The sequence below is a fragment of the Streptomyces sp. TG1A-8 genome, from assembly GCF_030499535.1.
GTDB lineage: Bacteria > Actinomycetota > Actinomycetes > Streptomycetales > Streptomycetaceae > Streptomyces.
The window spans coordinates 3382580-3400214 of record NZ_JASTLB010000001.1 but is presented as its reverse complement, the minus strand read 5'-3'; the positions used below and the strand labels follow the sequence as shown (position 1 = coordinate 3400214).

16 protein-coding genes and 1 pseudogene are annotated in these 17635 nt (G+C 75.3%); 15 read left to right on the top strand and 2 right to left on the bottom strand.

The window, feature by feature from the left end:
• Positions 1–123: 123 nt before the first annotated feature.
• Positions 124–1332, bottom strand: a complete 1209-nt coding sequence (locus tag QQY24_RS14645; RefSeq protein WP_301973124.1) for a pyridoxal phosphate-dependent aminotransferase — start codon at positions 1330–1332, stop codon at positions 124–126.
• A gap of 739 nt (positions 1333–2071) precedes the next feature.
• Here QQY24_RS14645 and QQY24_RS14640 point away from each other — a divergent pair.
• The 14 genes and pseudogenes from QQY24_RS14640 (at position 2072) to QQY24_RS14575 (ending at position 15099) form a co-directional block, all read left to right on the top strand.
• Positions 2072–2668: a DUF2617 family protein gene (locus QQY24_RS14640; RefSeq protein ID WP_301973123.1), complete on the top strand. Its 597-nt coding sequence runs from the start codon at positions 2072–2074 to the stop codon at positions 2666–2668.
• 79 nt (positions 2669–2747) lie between these two features.
• Positions 2748–4364, top strand: coding sequence for a polyamine aminopropyltransferase (locus QQY24_RS14635; protein WP_301973122.1), 1617 nt, complete (start codon positions 2748–2750; stop codon positions 4362–4364).
• A 63-nt stretch (positions 4365–4427) separates the two neighbouring features.
• Positions 4428–5498, top strand: coding sequence for an SRPBCC domain-containing protein (locus QQY24_RS14630; protein ID WP_301973121.1), 1071 nt, complete (start codon positions 4428–4430; stop codon positions 5496–5498).
• 260 nt (positions 5499–5758) lie between these two features.
• Complete coding sequence (locus tag QQY24_RS14625) at positions 5759–6547, top strand: aldose 1-epimerase (RefSeq protein ID WP_301973120.1); 789 nt, start codon at positions 5759–5761, stop codon at positions 6545–6547.
• A 10-nt stretch (positions 6548–6557) separates the two neighbouring features.
• Positions 6558–7106: an orotate phosphoribosyltransferase gene (gene pyrE, locus QQY24_RS14620; protein ID WP_301973119.1), complete on the top strand. Its 549-nt coding sequence runs from the start codon at positions 6558–6560 to the stop codon at positions 7104–7106.
• A gap of 146 nt (positions 7107–7252) precedes the next feature.
• Positions 7253–8275 carry a class II fructose-bisphosphate aldolase gene (gene fbaA, locus QQY24_RS14615; protein ID WP_301973118.1) on the top strand — a complete coding sequence of 341 codons (1023 nt, stop codon included), beginning with the start codon at positions 7253–7255 and terminating at the stop codon, positions 8273–8275.
• Between the two features lie 184 nt (positions 8276–8459).
• On the top strand, positions 8460–8873 hold the full coding sequence (locus QQY24_RS14610; RefSeq protein WP_301973117.1) for a DUF3151 domain-containing protein: 414 nt from the start codon (positions 8460–8462) through the stop codon (positions 8871–8873).
• A 159-nt stretch (positions 8874–9032) separates the two neighbouring features.
• Complete coding sequence (locus QQY24_RS14605; RefSeq protein ID WP_301973116.1) at positions 9033–9881, top strand: tryptophan 2,3-dioxygenase family protein; 849 nt, start codon at positions 9033–9035, stop codon at positions 9879–9881.
• A complete protein-coding gene (kynU, locus tag QQY24_RS14600) occupies positions 9874–11115 on the top strand; it encodes a kynureninase (RefSeq protein ID WP_301973115.1) in 1242 nt (413 codons plus the stop codon). Before QQY24_RS14605 ends, kynU begins: the two co-directional genes overlap by 8 nt.
• A 263-nt stretch (positions 11116–11378) precedes the next feature.
• Positions 11379–12296, top strand: a complete 918-nt coding sequence (locus tag QQY24_RS14595; protein WP_301973114.1) for an alpha/beta hydrolase — start codon at positions 11379–11381, stop codon at positions 12294–12296.
• Positions 12297–12421: 125 nt separating this feature from the next.
• Positions 12422–12871, top strand: coding sequence for a hypothetical protein (locus QQY24_RS14590; RefSeq protein ID WP_301973113.1), 450 nt, complete (start codon positions 12422–12424; stop codon positions 12869–12871).
• Positions 12872–12885: 14 nt separating this feature from the next.
• Positions 12886–13077, top strand: coding sequence for a hypothetical protein (locus QQY24_RS14585; RefSeq protein ID WP_301973112.1), 192 nt, complete (start codon positions 12886–12888; stop codon positions 13075–13077).
• A gap of 102 nt (positions 13078–13179) precedes the next feature.
• Positions 13180–13810: pseudogene (locus QQY24_RS14580) on the top strand (response regulator).
• Between the two features lie 68 nt (positions 13811–13878).
• Complete coding sequence (locus QQY24_RS14575; protein ID WP_301973111.1) at positions 13879–15099, top strand: cytochrome P450; 1221 nt, start codon at positions 13879–13881, stop codon at positions 15097–15099.
• 18 nt (positions 15100–15117) lie between these two features.
• Here the strand turns inward: QQY24_RS14575 and QQY24_RS14570 are convergent, their stop codons facing one another.
• On the bottom strand, positions 15118–16002 hold the full coding sequence (locus tag QQY24_RS14570) for a diacylglycerol kinase (protein WP_301973110.1): 885 nt from the start codon (positions 16000–16002) through the stop codon (positions 15118–15120).
• A 197-nt stretch (positions 16003–16199) separates the two neighbouring features.
• Between QQY24_RS14570 and QQY24_RS14565 the strand changes: the two genes are divergently transcribed.
• Positions 16200–17483 (top strand): adenylosuccinate synthase, encoded by a 1284-nt coding sequence (locus tag QQY24_RS14565; RefSeq protein ID WP_301973109.1) that lies wholly within the window; start codon positions 16200–16202, stop codon positions 17481–17483.
• Positions 17484–17635: the final 152 nt, after the last annotated feature.

The window sequence follows — 17635 nt, the reverse complement described above, 5'->3', positions numbered from 1 at the left end:
TGCGTGATATGACTGCCGATCACCGGTGTCCCGGTCCACCAGGCGGCAGTCGGGTGCGGGTGCGCGGCGGCTCGGAGCAACCGGGCCGTGTGACCGGTGCATCCGCTGGTACGTCTGTGGCTGTTAGGCGGCCAGCGTCTTGAGCCGGGAGGCCGCCTCCTCCAGCACGCCCGTCCGCTTACAGAACGCGAAGCGGACAAAGGGTGCGCCCTGCTCGCGGTGGTCGTAGAAGACCGCGTTGGGGATCGCGACCACCCCGCAGCCCTCCGGCAGCGCACGGCAGAAGGCGAAACCGTCGCTCTCGCCGAGGGGCCGGATGTCGGTGGTGATGAAGTACGTGCCGGCCGGGCGGAAGACCTTGAAGCCCGCCCGCTCCAGGCCGCCCGCGAGCAGGTCCCGTTTGGCCAGCATGTCCGCGCGGAAGTCCGCGAAGTACGAGTCGGGCAGGAGCAGGGCCTCGGCCACGGCGTACTGGAAGGGCCCGGATGCGACATACGTCAGGAACTGCTTGGCCGAGCGGACGGCGGCGACGAGATCGGGGGCGCCGGTGATCCAGCCGACCTTCCAGCCGGTGAACGAGAACGTCTTGCCGGCCGAGCTGATGGTCACCGTCCGCTCGCGCATCCCGGGGAACGAGGCGAGCGGCAGGTGTTCGGCGCCGTCGAAGGTCAGGTGCTCGTAGACCTCGTCCGTCACCACCAGCAGGTCCCGCTCCACGGCCAGATCGGCGATCGCGGCCAGTTCCGCGCGGGTGAGGACCGTGCCGGTCGGGTTGTGCGGGGTGTTGATCAGCAGCAGGCGGGTCCGGTCCGTGACCGCCGCGCGCAGCTCGTCCAGGTCCAGCCGGAAGCGGGCCTCCCCGGTCCCGCCGCCGGTGTCCGGGCGCAGGGTCACCGGCACGCGCCGGCCGCCCGCCATCGCGATGCTCGCCGCGTAGGAGTCGTAGTACGGCTCCAGCGCGACCACCTCGTCGCCCGGCTCCAGCAGCGCCAGCAGCGAGGCGGCGATGGCCTCCGTCGCGCCCGCCGTGACCAGGACCTCGGTGTCGGGGTCGTACGACAGCCCGTAGCGGCGCAGCTGGTGCGCGGTGATCGCGGCGCGCAGTTCGGGGACGCCCGGGCCCGGCGGGTACTGGTTGCCGCGCCCGTCGCGCAGCGCCCGCACGGCCGCCTCCCTGACCTCCTCGGGGCCGTCCGTGTCGGGGAAGCCCTGACCGAGGTTGATGGACCCGGTCGACAGGGCGAGGGCGGACATCTCCGCGAAGATCGTCGTACCGAACTCGGTCAGACGGCGGTTGAGGTGCGGGCGCGGGCTGGAGGTCATGGCAGCCATCCTGCGCCCAAGCTCTGGACTTCCTCAACTCTGCTTTGGCCGCGCGGGCGCCCGGGCATCTCCCGGTCACCGCGTCAGACGCGGAACCGGCGGGGCGCCCACGGGGGGCCGCTTCGGGGGGAACGGAAGGTGGGTGACGCCATGGGCACCGTGTTCGTCGTGGCGGTGATCGCGGTCGTGTGCTTCGTGATCGTCGCGTCCGCGGCCTCCAGGGGAGGACGCGGCAAGGGGGGCGGGAGGCCCCGCCCGTGGTCCTCGCCCCGGGGCGGGTACGACGGGAGCACCAGCTGGTGGGCCGGCGACTCCGGCGGCTCGTCCGGCGGCCACCACTCCTGCGGGGGCGGGGGCCACTCGTCGTGCGGCGGGGGGTCGTCGTGCGGCGGGGGGTCCTCGTGCGGCGGCGGGGGCGGATGCGGGGGAGGCAGCTGACACGGGGCGGCTGAGCTCTCGCGCGAGGGCGCCCGCCGGGGAGGCATCCGGCGGGCGCCCGGCCGCGTCCGGAACCGCGCCCGGCGCACGCCGTAGTTGAACAGTTGAGCTGTGGAGCCCTCTGAGGGATGGAAACCCTCCGAAGTTGGGTAAAAACGCTGTGGTGCGGCCACGGTTCGTGGTTCCCTCTAACTCACCAGCGCAGCCCCGCGGACGTTCCGCAGACCCCCCTCCCCGGCCAGGACGGCCGGGCCGAACGGGCTGACATGGCCGATCTCCCCCTCTCCTTGCGCGTTAGCGGAGCCGATCCATGCTCACGACCCTGAACACCTCCTACACCGACACCCGCGCCGCCGACCTCGCCTGGGCCCTCGGCCGCGAGCCGCTCCCCGCCCTGGCCACCCTCGACCTGGAACTGCCGGACGCGAAAGTGCAATTGAGGCTGCTCGGCGCTTCCCACCAGGTACTGCTCCAGCAGGAGCGCGGCAGTTGTTCGGAGACGGTGGCGTGCATCCCCGGGTCCAGCACCCCGCTGCCGCTCGGCGTCACCAAGCGGGCCGGCGACTGGGAATACGAATTCGCGGCGCGCGTCGAGGTGCTCACCCCGGGGTCGTTCGCGGGCCGCGCCCAGGAGCTGCTGGCCCTCGTCTCCGACCACCCGCACGGCCTCGCCGGCGTCTTCCCCGGCAGCCCGCACGCCTTCACCGCGATGCTGGCCCACCGGCACGAGGGCCAGGTGCACTGGCGCACCTGGCACGCCTACCCGCAGGACGGCCAACTGGTCGCCACCCGCACGCGGGTCGGGGCGCGGGTGCCCGCGGGGCGACGGGGCCGGGGAGGCGGGCGGCGGCCGGTCCCGGGGGACGGCGCCGGCTCCACGGACGCGAAACGGACCGCACCGGCGTGAACCCGTAACAGGTCAACCGCCCGGAGTTCCGCGCGTGTGGGTGACGGAACGCACCCGGTGCGTGACGTACGGTCGCAAGGTGATCGATCCGTACGCCCCCGCGCCACCGGCCGCCCCGCCCCGGGCAGACCCCGCCCGACTGCCCGCCCGACTGCCCGTGCGACCCGGTGCCGGGCGGTTCCTGGTCCTCGTGTGCGCCTTCGTCTGCGCGGCCTGCGGACTCGTCTACGAACTGGAACTCGTCGCGTTCGCCTCGTACTTGACCGGCGACTCGGTCACCCAGGCGTCCGTCGTGCTGTCCGTGATGGTGTTCGCGATGGGGATCGGCTCCCTCGCCGCCAAGCGGCTGCGCCGGCACGCGGCCGCCGGCCTCGGCGCGGTGGAGGCCGCGCTGGCGCTGGTCGGGGGGTGCAGCGCGATGGCGCTGTACGCCGTGTTCGCCTGGACCGGCGACTGGGGCGGGCTGTGGGCCGACGGCCCGCGCTGCACCCTGGTCGCCTTCTCCCTGGCCATCGGCCTGCTCGTCGGCGCCGAGGTCCCGCTGCTGATGGAGCTGATCCAGCGCATCCGCCGGCAGGACGCGGGCGGTGCGGTCGCCGACCTGTTCGCCGCGGACTACGTGGGCGCGCTGGCCGGCGGCCTGGCCTTCCCCTTCCTGCTGCTGCCGTTCCTGGGCCAGTTGACCGGCGCGCTGCTCACCGGCACGGTCAACGTCGTGGCGGGCGGTGCCCTGGTCCTCGGCCTGTTCGGCCGCGACCTGACCCACCGCGCCCGCTGGACGCTGGTCCTCACCGGCCTCCTCGTGCTCGGGGTCCTCGCCTGCGCCGCCGCCTTCGCCGCCGACTTCGAGCGGGCCGCCCGGCACGCGGTGTACGGCGAGGACGTCCGGGTCGCCCTGCGGACCGGCGTCCAGGAGGTCGTCCTCACCGGCGGCACCCGCGGCCGCCCCCTCGACCTCTTCCTGGACGGCCGGCTGCGCGTCGGCGGCCACGACGAGCGCCGGTACCACGAGGCCCTGGTGCACCCCGCGATGACCGGCCCGCACGCGCGCGTCCTCGTCCTCGGCGGCGGCGACGGCCTGGCCGCGCGCGAAGTACTGCGCCACCGGGACGTGCGCCGCGTCGACGTCGTCGAGCTCGACGCCGGCCTGGTCCGCCTGGCCCGCCACGACCCCGGCCTGTCCGCCCTCAACCACCACGCCTACGGCGACACCCGTGTCCACGTCACCATCGCCGACGCCCTGACCTGGCTGCGACGGGCGCACGGCGGGCCGTACGACGTCGTCGTCGCCGACCTGCCCGATCCCGGTGTCACCGCCGGCGCCAAGCTGTACTCCCAGGAGTTCTACGGCCTGGTCCGCCGCGTCCTCGCCGCCGACGGCCGCCTGGTCGTGTACGGGGGGCCCGTCAGCCGTCCCCGCGCCTTCTGGACGGTCGCCGCGACGCTGCGGGCGGCCGGCCTCGCCGCCTCCCCCTACCGCGTCCCCGGCCACCCGGCCGGCGCCTCCCGAGCCCCGCGCGACTGGGGGTTCCTGCTGGCCGCGCCGGGCCGGTCGGCACCGCCGCCGCGCCTGGACGCCGCAGGGCCGCGCCCGCGCACCCTGACCGAGGACGGACTGCGCGCGGACGGGGCGGCGGCGGAGCGCACCCGGCGGGAGGGGCTGGCCGCGTCGACATTGGTGCATCCGCGGTACTGACCGGGACGACGTGCCGCGCGGACGGGGGTACGATCCGGACACCGGTGGGTAGGCTGCACCGACATGGAGCACCAGGTCTTCGTCCCGGCAGCGGTCGAGCGGCTCGCGGAAGCGCTCGCCGATCCCGTGCGAGTCGCCCGGGCGGTCCCCGGGTTCCAGCAGGACGCCGGCGCCGAACCGGTCTCCGGGCGGCTGAAGCTGCGGATCGGCGGACACTCCGTCACCTACCGCGGAACGGTCCGGATCACGCCGCGCGGGGACGGTGCGTACGCCGTCGAGGGCGAGGCCGCCGAGGCCCGCGGCACCGGCAGGGCCGCCCTCGCCCTCACCCTGCGCCTCGCCGCCGCGGAGGGCGGCACCACCGTCACGGCCGAGGGCACGGCCGAGGCGGACGGACGGATCGCGGAATTGCCGGGGGACACGGTGAACGCGGCACTCACCCGCCTGCTGACGCGCTTCGCGGAGGGGCTGGGGGAGAGGGCGGAACCGGAAGCCGGGGACGAGGCGGAACCGGAGGCGGGGGACAGGGCGGGGACCGGGTCCGCGGCCGACTCCGGTGCCGGGGCCCGGCCCGGTGCCGAGGACGGGTCCGGGGCCGAGGACGGGTCCGGACCCGAGGCCGTGCCGCACGCCGAGGACGACTCCGGGTCCGCGGCTGACTTCGATGCCGATGCCGATGCCGATGCCGATGCCGAGGGCGACTCCGGTGCCGAGGGCGATCCCCGGGCTCGGACCGGGCCGGAGGCGGGACCGGACTCCGAAGCGGCCGGCCACGTCTCCGTGTTCGACACCGAGGTCCCCCCGCCCTCCCTGGACGCGGACGCCGAAGCGGACGCCGACGCCGCTCCCGGTGCCGGACCCGGCTCCGGCGGGGCGGCCCCGGCCGGCGCCCCCCTCCCCGGGGGCTTCGCCGGCGCGGGCGAGCCCCCCGCCGAGGCCGCGCACGCGCGCCGCACAATGATCGGACGCAGCGCCGAGGAGGTCGACCACGCTCCGCCGCGCGGCCGCTACGCCCCCGTACCGGCTCCCCGGACCCCGGTCACGAGCCAGGCCCTGCGCTGGGCGGCCCCGGCCGCCGCCCTGGCCCTGGCCTCGGCGATCGTGGTCGGCCGCGCCCTGCGCAGGCGCGGTTAGCCGAGCGCCGCCGCGGGTGCGGCGCCCCCGCGTCCGTGCCCCGCGCGGCAGCCACCGGGACCGGGGACCGTCCCGCGCAGCGCGGTGCGGCCCGCCTCCGTCCGGGAGCACCGCCGTGGCGCCGCCCGCCCGGGCGGTGCCGGACGCGTCCGCCGGCGCCCTCGCCCGCCTCCGGGCGGCCCCGTTCCCCCGGCGGACGCCGGCCGGACGCCGCTCCGCGCCCGGCGGCGCCCCCTTGATCGCCCCAGTAGGGTCGTCCCGTGAGCAACGAAGACATCACGCTGACCGCGGGCGACGCGGAAGCGACCGTGCGGCCCGGCCACGGCGGCCGCATCGGGGGGCTGCGGATCGGCGGCACGGAGCTGCTGCGGCAGGGCGAGCGCTTCGGCTGCTTCCCGATGGTGCCCTGGTGCGGACGGATCCGGGACGGCCGCTTCCTGGACGGCGCCACCGTCCGCCGGATGCCGCTCAACTCCCCGCCGCACGCCATCCACGGCACCGCCCGCGACGGTGTCTGGCGCACCGCCCGCACCGCCGCCCACGAGGCCGTCCTCACCCACGAACTGACCGACCCCTGGCCGCACTCCGGCCGCGTCACCCAGGTGGTCACCCTGACCGGGGACAGCCTGACGCTGACCATGTCCGTGGAGACGTACGACTCCTCCTTCCCGGCGCAGATCGGCTGGCACCCCTGGTTCCGCCGGAACCTCGGCGGCGAGGACGTACGGCTGGACTTCACCCCGGCCTGGCAGGAGGAGCGCGGCGACGACCACCTGCCCACCGGCAACCGGATCGACCCCCGGCCCGGCCCCTGGGACGACTGCTTCGGCATGCCCGACGGCGTCGACGTCACCCTCACCTGGCCCGGGCGGCTGGAGCTGAGGGTGACCAGCCGCGAGCAGTGGGTCGTGGTCTACGACGAGCAGGAGGAGGCCGTGTGCGTGGAGCCGCAGACCGGCCCGCCCAACGGGCTCAACACCCTGCCCCGCCTGGTCACGCCGCTGGAGCCGCTGGAGGCCACGACCACCTGGAGCTGGCGCCGCCTCTAAGCTGGCTGCCATGACGGACGTACGCGGCGCGCTGCTGCAGCAGATCAAGGACAAGGCCGTGGTGCACGGCAGGGTGACGCTCTCCTCGGGTCTGGAGGCCGACTACTACGTCGACCTGCGCCGCATCACGCTCGACGGCGAGGCCGCCCCGCTGGTCGGCCGGGTGCTGCTGGACCTCACCGCGGACCTGGAGTTCGACGCGGTGGGCGGACTGACCATGGGCGCCGACCCGGTCGCCGCCGCCATGCTGCACGCCGCCGCCGCGCGCGGGAGGAAGCTGGACGCCTTCGTCGTGCGCAAGGCGGCGAAGGCGCACGGGCTGCAGCGTCGGGTGGAGGGGCCCGAGATCGCCGGCCGCCGCGTCCTGGTGGTGGAGGACACCTCCACCACCGGCGGCTCGCCGCTCACCGCCGTGGAGGCCGTGCGCGAGGCCGGCGCCGAGGTCGTCGCCGTCGCCACCATCGTCGACCGGGCGACCGGCGCCGCGGAGAAGATCGAGGCCGGCGCGGGCGTGCCGTACCGGTTCGCCTTCTCGAAGGACGAACTGGGTCTGGACTGACGCGCTCCTCCGACCCGGACTCGACCGGGGGCGTCGGCCGGCGCGTCCGGTCTGGAAAGATGGGGCCGACGATGACGTCACCCCCAAGGTCTAGGTCAGGGCCGTAGTACGCAGAACGTTCACCCGCACACCCAAGGAGCGGACAGATGCCCATCGCAACCCCCGAGGTCTACAACGAGATGCTCGACCGGGCGAAGGCAGGCAAGTTCGCCTACCCGGCCATCAACGTCACCTCGACCCAGACCCTGAACGCGGCTCTGCGCGGCTTCGCGGAGGCGGAGAGCGACGGCATCGTCCAGATCTCGACCGGCGGCGCGGAGTTCCTCGGCGGCCAGTACAGCAAGGACATGGTGACCGGCGCGGTCGCGCTGGCGGAGTTCGCCCACGTCATCGCCGAGAAGTACCCGGTCAACATCGCGCTGCACACCGACCACTGCCCGAAGGACAAGCTCGACGGGTACGTCCGCCCGCTGCTCGCGCTCTCCAAGAAGCGCGTCGACGCCGGCCTCGGCCCGCTGTTCCAGTCCCACATGTGGGACGGCTCGGCCGAGACCCTCGCCGACAACCTGGAGATCGCGCGGGACCTGCTGGAGCAGGCCCGTGCCGCCAGGATCATCCTGGAGGTGGAGATCACCCCGACCGGCGGTGAGGAGGACGGCGTCTCGCACGAGATCAACGACTCCCTCTACACCACGGTCGAGGACGCGATCCGCACCGCCGAGGCCCTCGGCCTGGGCGAGAAGGGCCGCTACCTGCTCGCCGCCTCCTTCGGCAACGTGCACGGCGTGTACAAGCCGGGCAACGTCGTGCTCCGTCCCGAGCTGCTGAAGGAGCTGAGCGAGGGCGTGGCCGCGAAGTTCGGCAAGCAGTCCCCGTTCGACTTCGTCTTCCACGGCGGCTCCGGCTCCACCGAACAGGAGATCCTGACGGCGCTGGAGAACGGCGTCGTGAAGATGAACCTCGACACCGACACCCAGTACGCCTTCACGCGCCCGGTCGCCGACCACATGTTCAGGAACTACGACGGCGTCCTGAAGGTCGACGGCGAGGTCGGCGACAAGAAGGCCTACGACCCGCGCACCTGGGGCAAGCTGGCCGAGGCGTCCATGGCCAAGCGTGTCGTCGAGGCCACGCGGCACCTGCGCTCGGCGGGCAACCGGATCAAGTGAGCACCGGGCGCCGCGAGGCGCGCGCCGAGGGGCCCGGCCCGCCGTCCGCGGCGCCGGGCCCGCCGTCCGCGGCGCCGGGCCCGCCGTGCGCCCGGGGGCGCCCGGACGCCGGGCCGGTGTCCGGGAACCCCCGGGGAGCCCGCACCCACCGGCCGGCCGCGGCCGCCGGTGACAGACTGGGCCCATGACGATTCACGAGAACCTCCTCGGCGGCCCGCCCCCCACCCACCTCCCGGACGTCCCGGAGCCCCGCGAGCTGCTGGCGTCCGGCACCGCGCCCGCGGATGTCGCCGCCAAGTACCCCACCTCCTCCCTCGCCTGGGCCCGGCTGGCCGACGAGGCGTACGAGCGGGGCGCGGTCGTGGAGTCGTACGCCTACGCCCGCACCGGCTACCACCGCGGCCTGGACGCCCTGCGCCGCAGTGGCTGGAAGGGCCACGGCCCGGTGCCCTGGGAGCACGAGCCCAACCGCGGCTTCCTGCGCGCCCTGCACGCCCTCGCCCGCGCCGCGCAGGCGATCGGCGAGCAGGAGGAGTACGAGCGCTGCGCGCAGTTCCTGGAGGACTCCTCGCCGACGGCGGCGCAGACCCTCGGCTGACCCCGGGACGGCCCGTGAGGGGTGCGGTGCGGCCCGTCCGGCGGCGGACGGGCCTTGCCGCGCCCGCGGGAATTGCGGAGGATTCGGTTGGGGACCGGGGCCCCCGTGCCGGCATCGGCAGGGGCGGACCGCCACCCGGAGCAACAACAGGAGACAGCGATGTCCCACCAGGCTCACCCCCCTGCCGAGGCCGCTGAGCCCGAGACCCCGCACCTCGACTTCGCGGGTACGACGCCGTACGAGGACTACGTCAGGGCGGACGTGCTCACCCACCTCCAGCACACCCTGTCCGACGATCCCGGGGAGATGGTCTTCCTGGTCACGAGCCAGGTCATGGAGCTGTGGTTCACGGTCCTCGTGCACGAGTGGGAGACGGCCGCGAAGGCGCTCCGCTCGGACGACGTCCCGGTCGCCGTCGCGGCGCTGAAGCGTTCGGTGCGGGAGCTGGAGGCGCTGAACGCCTCCTGGAAGCCGCTCGGCCAGCTGACCCCCGCGCAGTTCAACGCGTACCGCGGCGCCCTCGGCGAGGGCTCCGGGTTCCAGTCCGCGATGTACCGCCGCCTGGAGTTCCTGCTCGGCGAGAAGTCCGCGTCCATGCTCGTCCCGCACCGCGGCACCCCGCGCGTCCACGCGGAACTGGAGAAGGCCCTGTACGAGCCGAGCCTGTACGACGAGGCCGTACGGCTCCTCGCGCGCCGCGGCCACACGGTCCCGGCGTCCGTCCTCGGCCGTGACGTCTCCCGGCCCTACGAGCCCTGCGACGCCGTGGAGGCCGCCTGGGCGGAGATCTACTCCGGTGACCAGGACGCCGAGCTCGCCCGTCTGGGGGAGGCGCTGAGCGACGTGGCCGAACTGGTGTGGCGCTGGCGCAACGACCACCTGGTCGCCACCCGGCGCGCGATGGGCGCCAAGCCCGGTACGGGCGGCTCCGCCGGCGTGGCCTGGCTGGAGAAGCGCGCCCGCAAGAACGTGTTCCCCGAGCTGTGGACGGCGAGGTCCCATGTCTGAGCCGTCCCTGCGGGCGAAGGAACTGGACGCCGCGGACGGCCTCGCGCCGCTGCGTTCCCGTTTCGTCCTCGACCCCGGCACCGTCTACCTCGACGGCAACTCGCTCGGCGCCCTGCCCGCGCACGTCCCGGACCGGGTGGCGGACGTCGTGCGCCGGCAGTGGGGCGAACTGCGCATCCGCTCCTGGGAGGAGAGCGGCTGGTGGGCGGCGCCCGAGCGGATCGGCGACCGCATAGCCCCGCTGGTCGGCGCGGCACCGGGCCAGATCGTGGTCGGCGACTCGACGAGCGTCAACGTCTTCAAGGCACTGGTCGCGGCGGTCCGCATGGCCGGCGAGCACCGCGACGAGCTCCTCGTCGACGCCACCACCTTCCCCACGGACGGCTACCTCGCCGAGTCCGCCGCCCGCCTCACCGGCCGCACCCTGCGCGCGGTGACGCCGCAGGAGGTCCCCGCCGCGCTGGGCCGGCGCACGGCGGCGGTACTGCTGAACCACGTCGACTACCGCACCGGCCGCCTGCACGACCTGCCCGGCCTCACCGCCGCGAGCCACGCGGCCGGCGCGCTCGCGGTGTGGGACCTGTGCCACAGCGCGGGCGCGCTGCCGGTGGGCCTGGACGAGCACGGGGTCGACCTGGCGGTCGGCTGCACGTACAAGTACCTGAACGGCGGCCCCGGCGCCCCGGCCTACCTGTACGTCCGGCGCGCGCTGCAGCCCCGCTTCGACTCCCCGCTGCCCGGCTGGAACTCCCACGCCGAACCCTTCGGCATGGCCCCGTCCTACACCCCGGCACCGGGCGCCGCGCGCGGCCGGGTCGGCACCCCGGACATCCTGTCCATGCTGGCCCTGGAGGCGGCGCTGGAGGTCTGGGACGGCGTCTCCCTCGCCGCGGTGCGCGCCAAGTCCCTGGCCCTGACGGACTTCTTCCTGGAGTGCGTCACCGCGTACACCGAGCCCGGCCGGCTCACCTCCGTGACGCCCGGACCCCACGGGCAGCGGGGCAGCCAGGTGGCCCTGCGCTGTGCCGACGCCGCGGACGTCATGAAGCGCCTGATCGCCCGGGGGGTCGTCGGCGACCACCGCGCCCCGGACGTCCTCCGCTTCGGCTTCACCCCGCTGTACGTGAGCTTCGCGGACGTGGAGAGGGCGGCCCGGGTGCTGGGCGAGGTCGTGGCGGACCGCGACGGGCCGGCCGGGGGCGCGGCGACGGCCGAGCCGGCCCGGGCGGGGTGACGGGGACGCCGCAGCCGGCGTGCTGCGGCCCGGGCGCCGGGGCCGGGCCCCGGCGGCACCGCCACCGCCCCCGGCCGACGCCCCGGCGGCCCCCGCTCCGGCCGGCGTCCCCCGTGGCCCCCGCTCCCGACCAGTCCGCCCCCGTGACCGCCCGCTCCCGACCGGGGGACCCCACGTCACCGGCCCGGTACCGTCCCGGCCGGCGACCGGTCCTCCACCTGGTCCCCCCACCGAACCCGTTCCCCCCGCTGAGAGGCCGGAGCATGCCGGACGACGCCGCAGCAGCCCGCGCCGCCGCCGAGGAGGCGTCGGCCTTCTCGCACGCCCCGGTCGTGCCCGACGCCACCGCCGCCTACGGCGACCACCCCGACCAGGTGATCGACTTCTACGTCCCCCGCCCCGGCCGGGGCCCCGGGGCAGCCCCCGCCTCCCCCCTCGTCGTCGTCCTGCACGGCGGGGCCTGGCGGGCCGCTCACGACCGCCGCCACGTCACCCCCTTCGCGGACCACCTGGCCCGCCGGGGCTTCGCCGTGGCCTGCGTCGAGTACCGGCGGGGCGGCACGCCCCGCGTCCCCGCCGGCGGCGCGGGGCCCGCGCCCGGCACCGGACCCGTCCTCCCCGCCGGCCGCTGGCCCGACACCTTCGACGACGTCGCCGCCGCCCTGGACGCCCTCCCCGCCCTGGCCCGCGCGGCCCTGCCCCGGGCCGACCTGCGCCGTACCGTGCTGACCGGCCACTCGGCGGGCGGCCACCTGGCGCTGTGGGCGGCGGCCCGGCACGTCCTGCCCGCCGACGCCCCCTGGCGCACCGACGAACCGGCCCCCCTGCGGGGTGTCGTCGCGCTCGCCCCCATCGCGGACCTGGCCGTGGCGACGAGGCTGAACGTCTGCGGCGACGCGTCGGTGCAGCTCCTCGGCGGGCACGGGGCGTTCGCGGAGCGCCGGCCGTACGCCGACCCCGCCCTCCTCCTGCCGACGGGCATCGCGACCACCCTCGTCCAGGGCCGTGCGGACCGGGTGGTCCCGCAGGCGGTGGCCGAGTCCTACGCGGACGCCGCGGCGGACGCGGGCGAGGCGGTGGGCCTGACGCTGCTGGAGGACACCGGCCACTTCCCGCTGATCGACCCGGCGGCGGGCGCCTGCGCGGTGGTGGCGGAGGAGATCGCCCGGCTCGCCCGGTGAGACGGGTGCGCGGCGACCGGCGGAGCGGCGGCCCCCGCCGCGTGGTACGCGTAGTACCTGGGACGGACCCCCGGCACCCCCTCCAAGGGGACGACCGGACGCGGGGTCCGGCCTACCGTTCGTACGTGGCCGAGACGACGCACACGCAGACGACCGGGCCGGGGGCGGCGGGCAGGCCGCGCAGCCCCGCGTTCCGGCTGGCCGCGGACGCCCTGCGGGGGCTGCGGCAGGACCTGTTCCACGACGCCTTCGCCCACCGCCCGCTGCCCCGCGCCGCCGCCGACGGCCCGCTCGGCCGCCGCCTGCCGGACCGCGCGCGGCAGTACGCGGGGCGGGCCCCGCACGCGGCGGTGGCGGCCGCCGGCGGGGCGGCGGCGCTCGTCGCGCTGGCGGACGGCCACACGGGCCCGTCGGCGCTGCTGTGCGCGCCGCTGGCCCTGGGCCCGGTCCTGCTGACCCTGGTGCGCCCGGCCGGGGTGTTCTGCTGTCGCTCGTGGCGACCGCGCTCACCGCGGTCACCGGCGCCGGCCGCGACACCTGGCCCTGGCCGCCGAGCAGCTTCCCGTCGCACCTGAGGGTCCTCACGGTCGTGGCCCTGCGCACCCGTCCGCGCACGGCGGCCTGGCTGTGGGGGCTGACCGCGCTGTACGGCTTCTGGGCCGAGGCCGCCTTCGGCCGGGGCCACTCCGGCACCGGCACGGGCCCCACGGTGTTCCTGCCGCGCTGGTCCTGCTGGCCGTCACCGTCCGGCACATCCGCCGGCAGGCCCAGCGGGAGGTGACCGCCCAGCGGACGGCGGCCACGAGGTGACCGTGTTCCTGCCGGTCCCCGGTGCGGGCGAGGGCGCGGCACGACCATCCGCGTGCTGATCGCGGACGACCGGATGACGGTCCGCGAGGGCTTCTCGGTCCTGCTGAACGCGATGCCGGACATCGAGGTCGTCGGCGAGGCCGTCAACGGCCGCGAGGCGGTCGAGCGGGTCCGGGAACTGGGCCCGGACGTGGTGCTGAGGGACATCCGCATGCCGGACCTGAACGGCATCGGGGCGACCCGGGAGACCGTGGCCGCGGACGCGGCGGCCAAGGTGCTGGTGCTGACCGCGTTCGACCTGGACGAGTACGTCTGCCAGGCGCTGCGGGCGGGCGCCTCCGGATTCCTGCTGAAGGACGCCCCGGCGCGGCAGCCGGCCGACGGGGTGCGGGTGGTGGCGTCCGGGGAGGCGCTCTGGCGCCGTCGGTGACCCGGCGCCTGATCGCCGAGTCCTCGCGGCTGTCGCAGGCGCCCCGCCCGACGCAGGCGGCGCGGGCGGCGTACGGGGAGCTGGCGGAGCGGGGGACGGAGGGGCTGGTCCCGATCGCGCAGGGCCTGGCGAACGCGGAGATCGCCGGGCGGCTGGTGGCGGCCGAGTCGACGGTCAAGACGCACGTGAGCCGGATCCGGTGAAACTGGGCCTGCGGGACCGCACGCAGGCGGCGGTGTTCGCCTGCGAGGTCCGGCTGGTCACGCCCGGCTGAGCCGCCCCGGCCGCGGCGGATCGGGGCGCCCCTGGTCGGGACGGGCGGGGGCGGGCTAGCGTCCGTCCATGGCAGCTGCTTCGGACCTCGTTTTCGACCCGTGGGACCCGGCGTTCGTCGCCGACCCGTACCCGGCCTACGCCGAACTGCGGGCCCGTGGCCGGGTGATCCGCCACGACCCGACCGACCAGTGGCTCGTCCCGCACCACGCGGACGTCTCGGCGCTGCTGCGGGACCGCCGGCTGGGCCGCACCTACCGGCACCGCTTCACGCACGAGGAGTTCGGCCGGACCCCGCCCCCGCCGGAGCACGAGCCGTTCCACGTGCTGAACGACCACGGCATGCTGGACCTGGAGCCGCCGGACCACACCCGCATCCGGCGCCTGGTGTCCAGGGCGTTCACCCCGCGCACGGTGGAGCGGCTCGGGCCCTACGTCCGGGACCTGGCGCACGAGCTGGTGGGGGCGCTCGTCGCGGCGGGCGGCGGCGACCTGCTCGCGGACGTGGCCGAACCGCTGCCGGTCGCGGTGATCGCCGAGATGCTGGGCATCCCGGAGGCGGACCGGCCGCTGCTGCGGCCCTGGTCGGCGGCGATCTGCGGGATGTACGAGCTGAACCCGTCCGAGGAGACGGCGGCGCGGGCGGTCCGGGCGTCGGTGGAGTTCTCGGACTACCTCACGGAGCTGATCGCGGCCCGCCGCGAGGAGCCCGGGGAGGACCTGATCTCGGGACTGATCGCGGCCCACGACGAGGACGACCGGCTGACCGGGCAGGAGATGGTCTCCACGGCCGTGCTCCTGCTGAACGCGGGCCACGAGGCCACGGTCAACGCCACGGTGAACGGCTGGTGGGCCCTGTTCCGCAACCCGGCCCAGCTGGCGGCCCTGCGCGCCGACCACTCCCTGGTGCCCACGGCCGTGGAGGAGCTGATGCGCTACGACACCCCGCTGCAGCTCTTCGAGCGCTGGGTGCTGGACGACATCGAGATCGGCGGCACGACGATCCCGCGGGGCGCGGAGATCGCCATGCTCTTCGGTTCCGCCAACCACGACCCGGACGTCTTCGAGGATCCCGGCACCCTGGACCTCGCCCGCCGGGACAACCCGCACATCTCCTTCAGCGCGGGCATCCACTACTGCATCGGCGCCCCGCTGGCCCGCATGGAACTGGCGGCCTCGATGACGGCCCTGCTGGAGCGGGCCCCGACCCTGGCGCCGGCGGCGGAGCCGGAACGCACCCCCAACTTCGTGATCCGGGGCCTGCGGGGACTGAGCGTGGAAGTGGTCTGAGCGCTCGCGCAAGCCCCCTCACGGCGCCGGGGCCGGGGTCTGGGTCCGGGTCCGGGTCTGGGCCGGGGGCAGCGTGAGCCCCCAGGCCCCCTCGGCCACCTGCCACGTCCGCCGCCGCACCGGGCCCGACACCAGCGCGTCGGCGCGGTACCGGAAGTCCGTGCCGACCACCGTCACCGCCCGTCCCGAGACCCGCAGCAAGGTCGCCTCCGCGCCCACCGGCAGGGGCCGCACCTCCACCCGTGCCACGCCGGACGCGCCCGGCACCACCGAGACCGCCCGCACGGGCTGGTCGAGGTCCACGACCGTGGCGCCGTCGACCTCGACCCGGAGCCGGGTGGGCCCGGCGGCCGGTATCGCGGGCAGCCGGACGGGGCGGGTGGCCAGGGTGCGGACCAGGGAACGGTACGTCGTGCGCAGCCACGGCCCCCCGGGGGCGCCGGCGAACGGCTCCGCCGCCTCCCGCACGGGCTCCGGCGGGATGCCCAGCGTGCCCAGCACCACGCCGTCGCTGTCGTCGACCAGCAGGTCCAGGCGGCGCACGGTCCCGTCCAGCACGGCCCGCGCGGCGGCCACCGCCCCGGCGGGCACACCGAGCGACCGGGCCAGGCGCGCGTCCCCGACCGGCACCACCGACAGGGCGCAGCCGGCCAGCTCCCGTTGGCGGTGCAGCACGGTCACCGCGCGGACCAGTGCCCGGTCGTCGCCGATCACCACCGGGCGCCGGGAGCCGCGCCTGCCGAGCACCCGGGCGAACTCCTCCGGGCCGTCCGGCAGGCACACTTTCGCGGCCGCGCCCGCGGTGAGCACGTCCTTCGCGATCCGTACGGACTCCCCGTCCGTCTGCCGGGCCGCCGGATCGATGATCACCAGCAGCTGATCGGACGTCGCGAAGGTCGCCACCTCGGTCCTGCCTCGCTTCCTCGGGTAGCATCTTTGTGCAAGAGCCCCTTGCGCTGTTGCGCCAGGGGCTTCGTCTATTCCGGGGCATCCGGTCCGACGGTTGTGCGGCCAACGACGGTCGCGGTGGCGCGCGGCGGTGAACCTTACGCCCGCACCCCTGGCCTTGGACATGCCCCGCCCGGAAGGGGTGTACGCGCGTGCCCGCACTTGTGCTGCTCGGTGCTCAGTGGGGTGACGAAGGCAAGGGGAAGGCGACCGACCTGCTCGGTGGCTCGGTGGACTATGTAGTGCGCTACCAGGGCGGCAACAACGCCGGCCACACGGTCGTCGTCGGCGACCAGAAGTACGCGCTCCACCTCCTCCCTTCCGGAATCCTCTCCCCCGGCTGTACGCCGGTCATCGGCAACGGCGTCGTGGTCGACCCATCGGTCCTGCTCTCCGAGCTGAGCGGTCTGAACGAGCGCGGCGTCGACACGTCCAAGCTCCTGATCAGCGGGAACGCGCACGTGATCACGCCCTACAACGTCACCGTCGACAAGGTGACGGAGCGCTTCCTGGGCAAGCGCAAGATCGGCACCACCGGCCGCGGCATCGGCCCGACCTACGCCGACAAGATCAACCGCGTGGGCATCCGCGTCCAGGACCTGTACGACGAGTCGATCCTCACCCAGAAGGTGGAGGCGGCCCTCGACGTCAAGAACCAGATCCTGACCAAGCTGTACAACCGGCGCGCGATCGCCGTGCACCAGGTGGTCGAGGAACTGCTGGGCTACGCCGAGCAGATCGAGCCGTACGTCGCGGACACCGTGCTGGTCCTCAACCAGGCGCTGGAGGACGACAAGGTCGTCCTCTTCGAGGGCGGCCAGGGCACGCTGCTGGACATCGACCACGGCACGTACCCCTTCGTCACCTCCTCCAACCCGACCGCGGGCGGCGCCTGCACCGGCGCCGGCGTGGGCCCGACGAGGATCAGCCGGGTCATCGGCATCCTCAAGGCGTACACGACCCGGGTGGGCGCCGGACCGTTCCCGACCGAGCTGTTCGACGAGGACGGCGAGGCGCTGCGCCGCATCGGCGGCGAGCGGGGCGTCACCACCGGCCGCGACCGCCGCTGCGGCTGGTTCGACGCGGTCATCGCCCGCTACGCGACCCGCGTGAACGGCCTGACCGACTTCTTCCTCACCAAGCTGGACGTCCTCACCGGCTGGGAGCGAATCCCGGTCTGCGTGGCGTACGAGATCGACGGCAGGCGCGTCGAGGAACTGCCGTACTCGCAGTCGGACTTCCACCACGCCAAGCCGGTCTACGAGACGCTGCCCGGCTGGTCGGAGGACATCACCAAGGCGAAGTCCTTCTCCGACCTGCCGAAGAACGCCCAGAACTACGTCAAGGCGCTGGAGGAGATGTCCGGCGCCCCGATCTCCGCGATCGGCGTGGGCCCGGGCCGGGACGAGACGATCGAGGTCAACTCGTTCCTCTGAGCCGGTCCCGGCCGGCGTGCCCGAGCCGGTCCCGGCCGGCGCGCCCGAGCCGGTCCCGGCCGGCGCGCCCGAGCCGGTCCCGGCCGGCGCGCCGGCCGCCCGCCGGTCCGCCCCCGGACGTGATCCTCGGGCGGTCCGGCGCCGTGCGCGGT

What these genes read in the sequence shown, in the direction of transcription:
- QQY24_RS14645 (WP_301973124.1), bottom strand. Translation starts at nt 1,332, where the DNA reads ATGGCTGCCATGACCTCCAGCCCGCGCCCGCACCTCAACCGCCGTCTG.
- QQY24_RS14640 (WP_301973123.1), top strand. Translation starts at nt 2,072, where the DNA reads ATGCTCACGACCCTGAACACCTCCTACACCGACACCCGCGCCGCCGAC.
- QQY24_RS14630 (WP_301973121.1), top strand. Translation starts at nt 4,428, where the DNA reads ATGGAGCACCAGGTCTTCGTCCCGGCAGCGGTCGAGCGGCTCGCGGAA.
- pyrE (WP_301973119.1), top strand. Translation starts at nt 6,558, where the DNA reads ATGACGGACGTACGCGGCGCGCTGCTGCAGCAGATCAAGGACAAGGCC.
- fbaA (WP_301973118.1), top strand. Translation starts at nt 7,253, where the DNA reads ATGCCCATCGCAACCCCCGAGGTCTACAACGAGATGCTCGACCGGGCG.
- QQY24_RS14610 (WP_301973117.1), top strand. Translation starts at nt 8,460, where the DNA reads ATGACGATTCACGAGAACCTCCTCGGCGGCCCGCCCCCCACCCACCTC.
- QQY24_RS14605 (WP_301973116.1), top strand. Translation starts at nt 9,033, where the DNA reads ATGTCCCACCAGGCTCACCCCCCTGCCGAGGCCGCTGAGCCCGAGACC.
- kynU (WP_301973115.1), top strand. Translation starts at nt 9,874, where the DNA reads ATGTCTGAGCCGTCCCTGCGGGCGAAGGAACTGGACGCCGCGGACGGC.
- QQY24_RS14595 (WP_301973114.1), top strand. Translation starts at nt 11,379, where the DNA reads ATGCCGGACGACGCCGCAGCAGCCCGCGCCGCCGCCGAGGAGGCGTCG.
- QQY24_RS14575 (WP_301973111.1), top strand. Translation starts at nt 13,879, where the DNA reads ATGGCAGCTGCTTCGGACCTCGTTTTCGACCCGTGGGACCCGGCGTTC.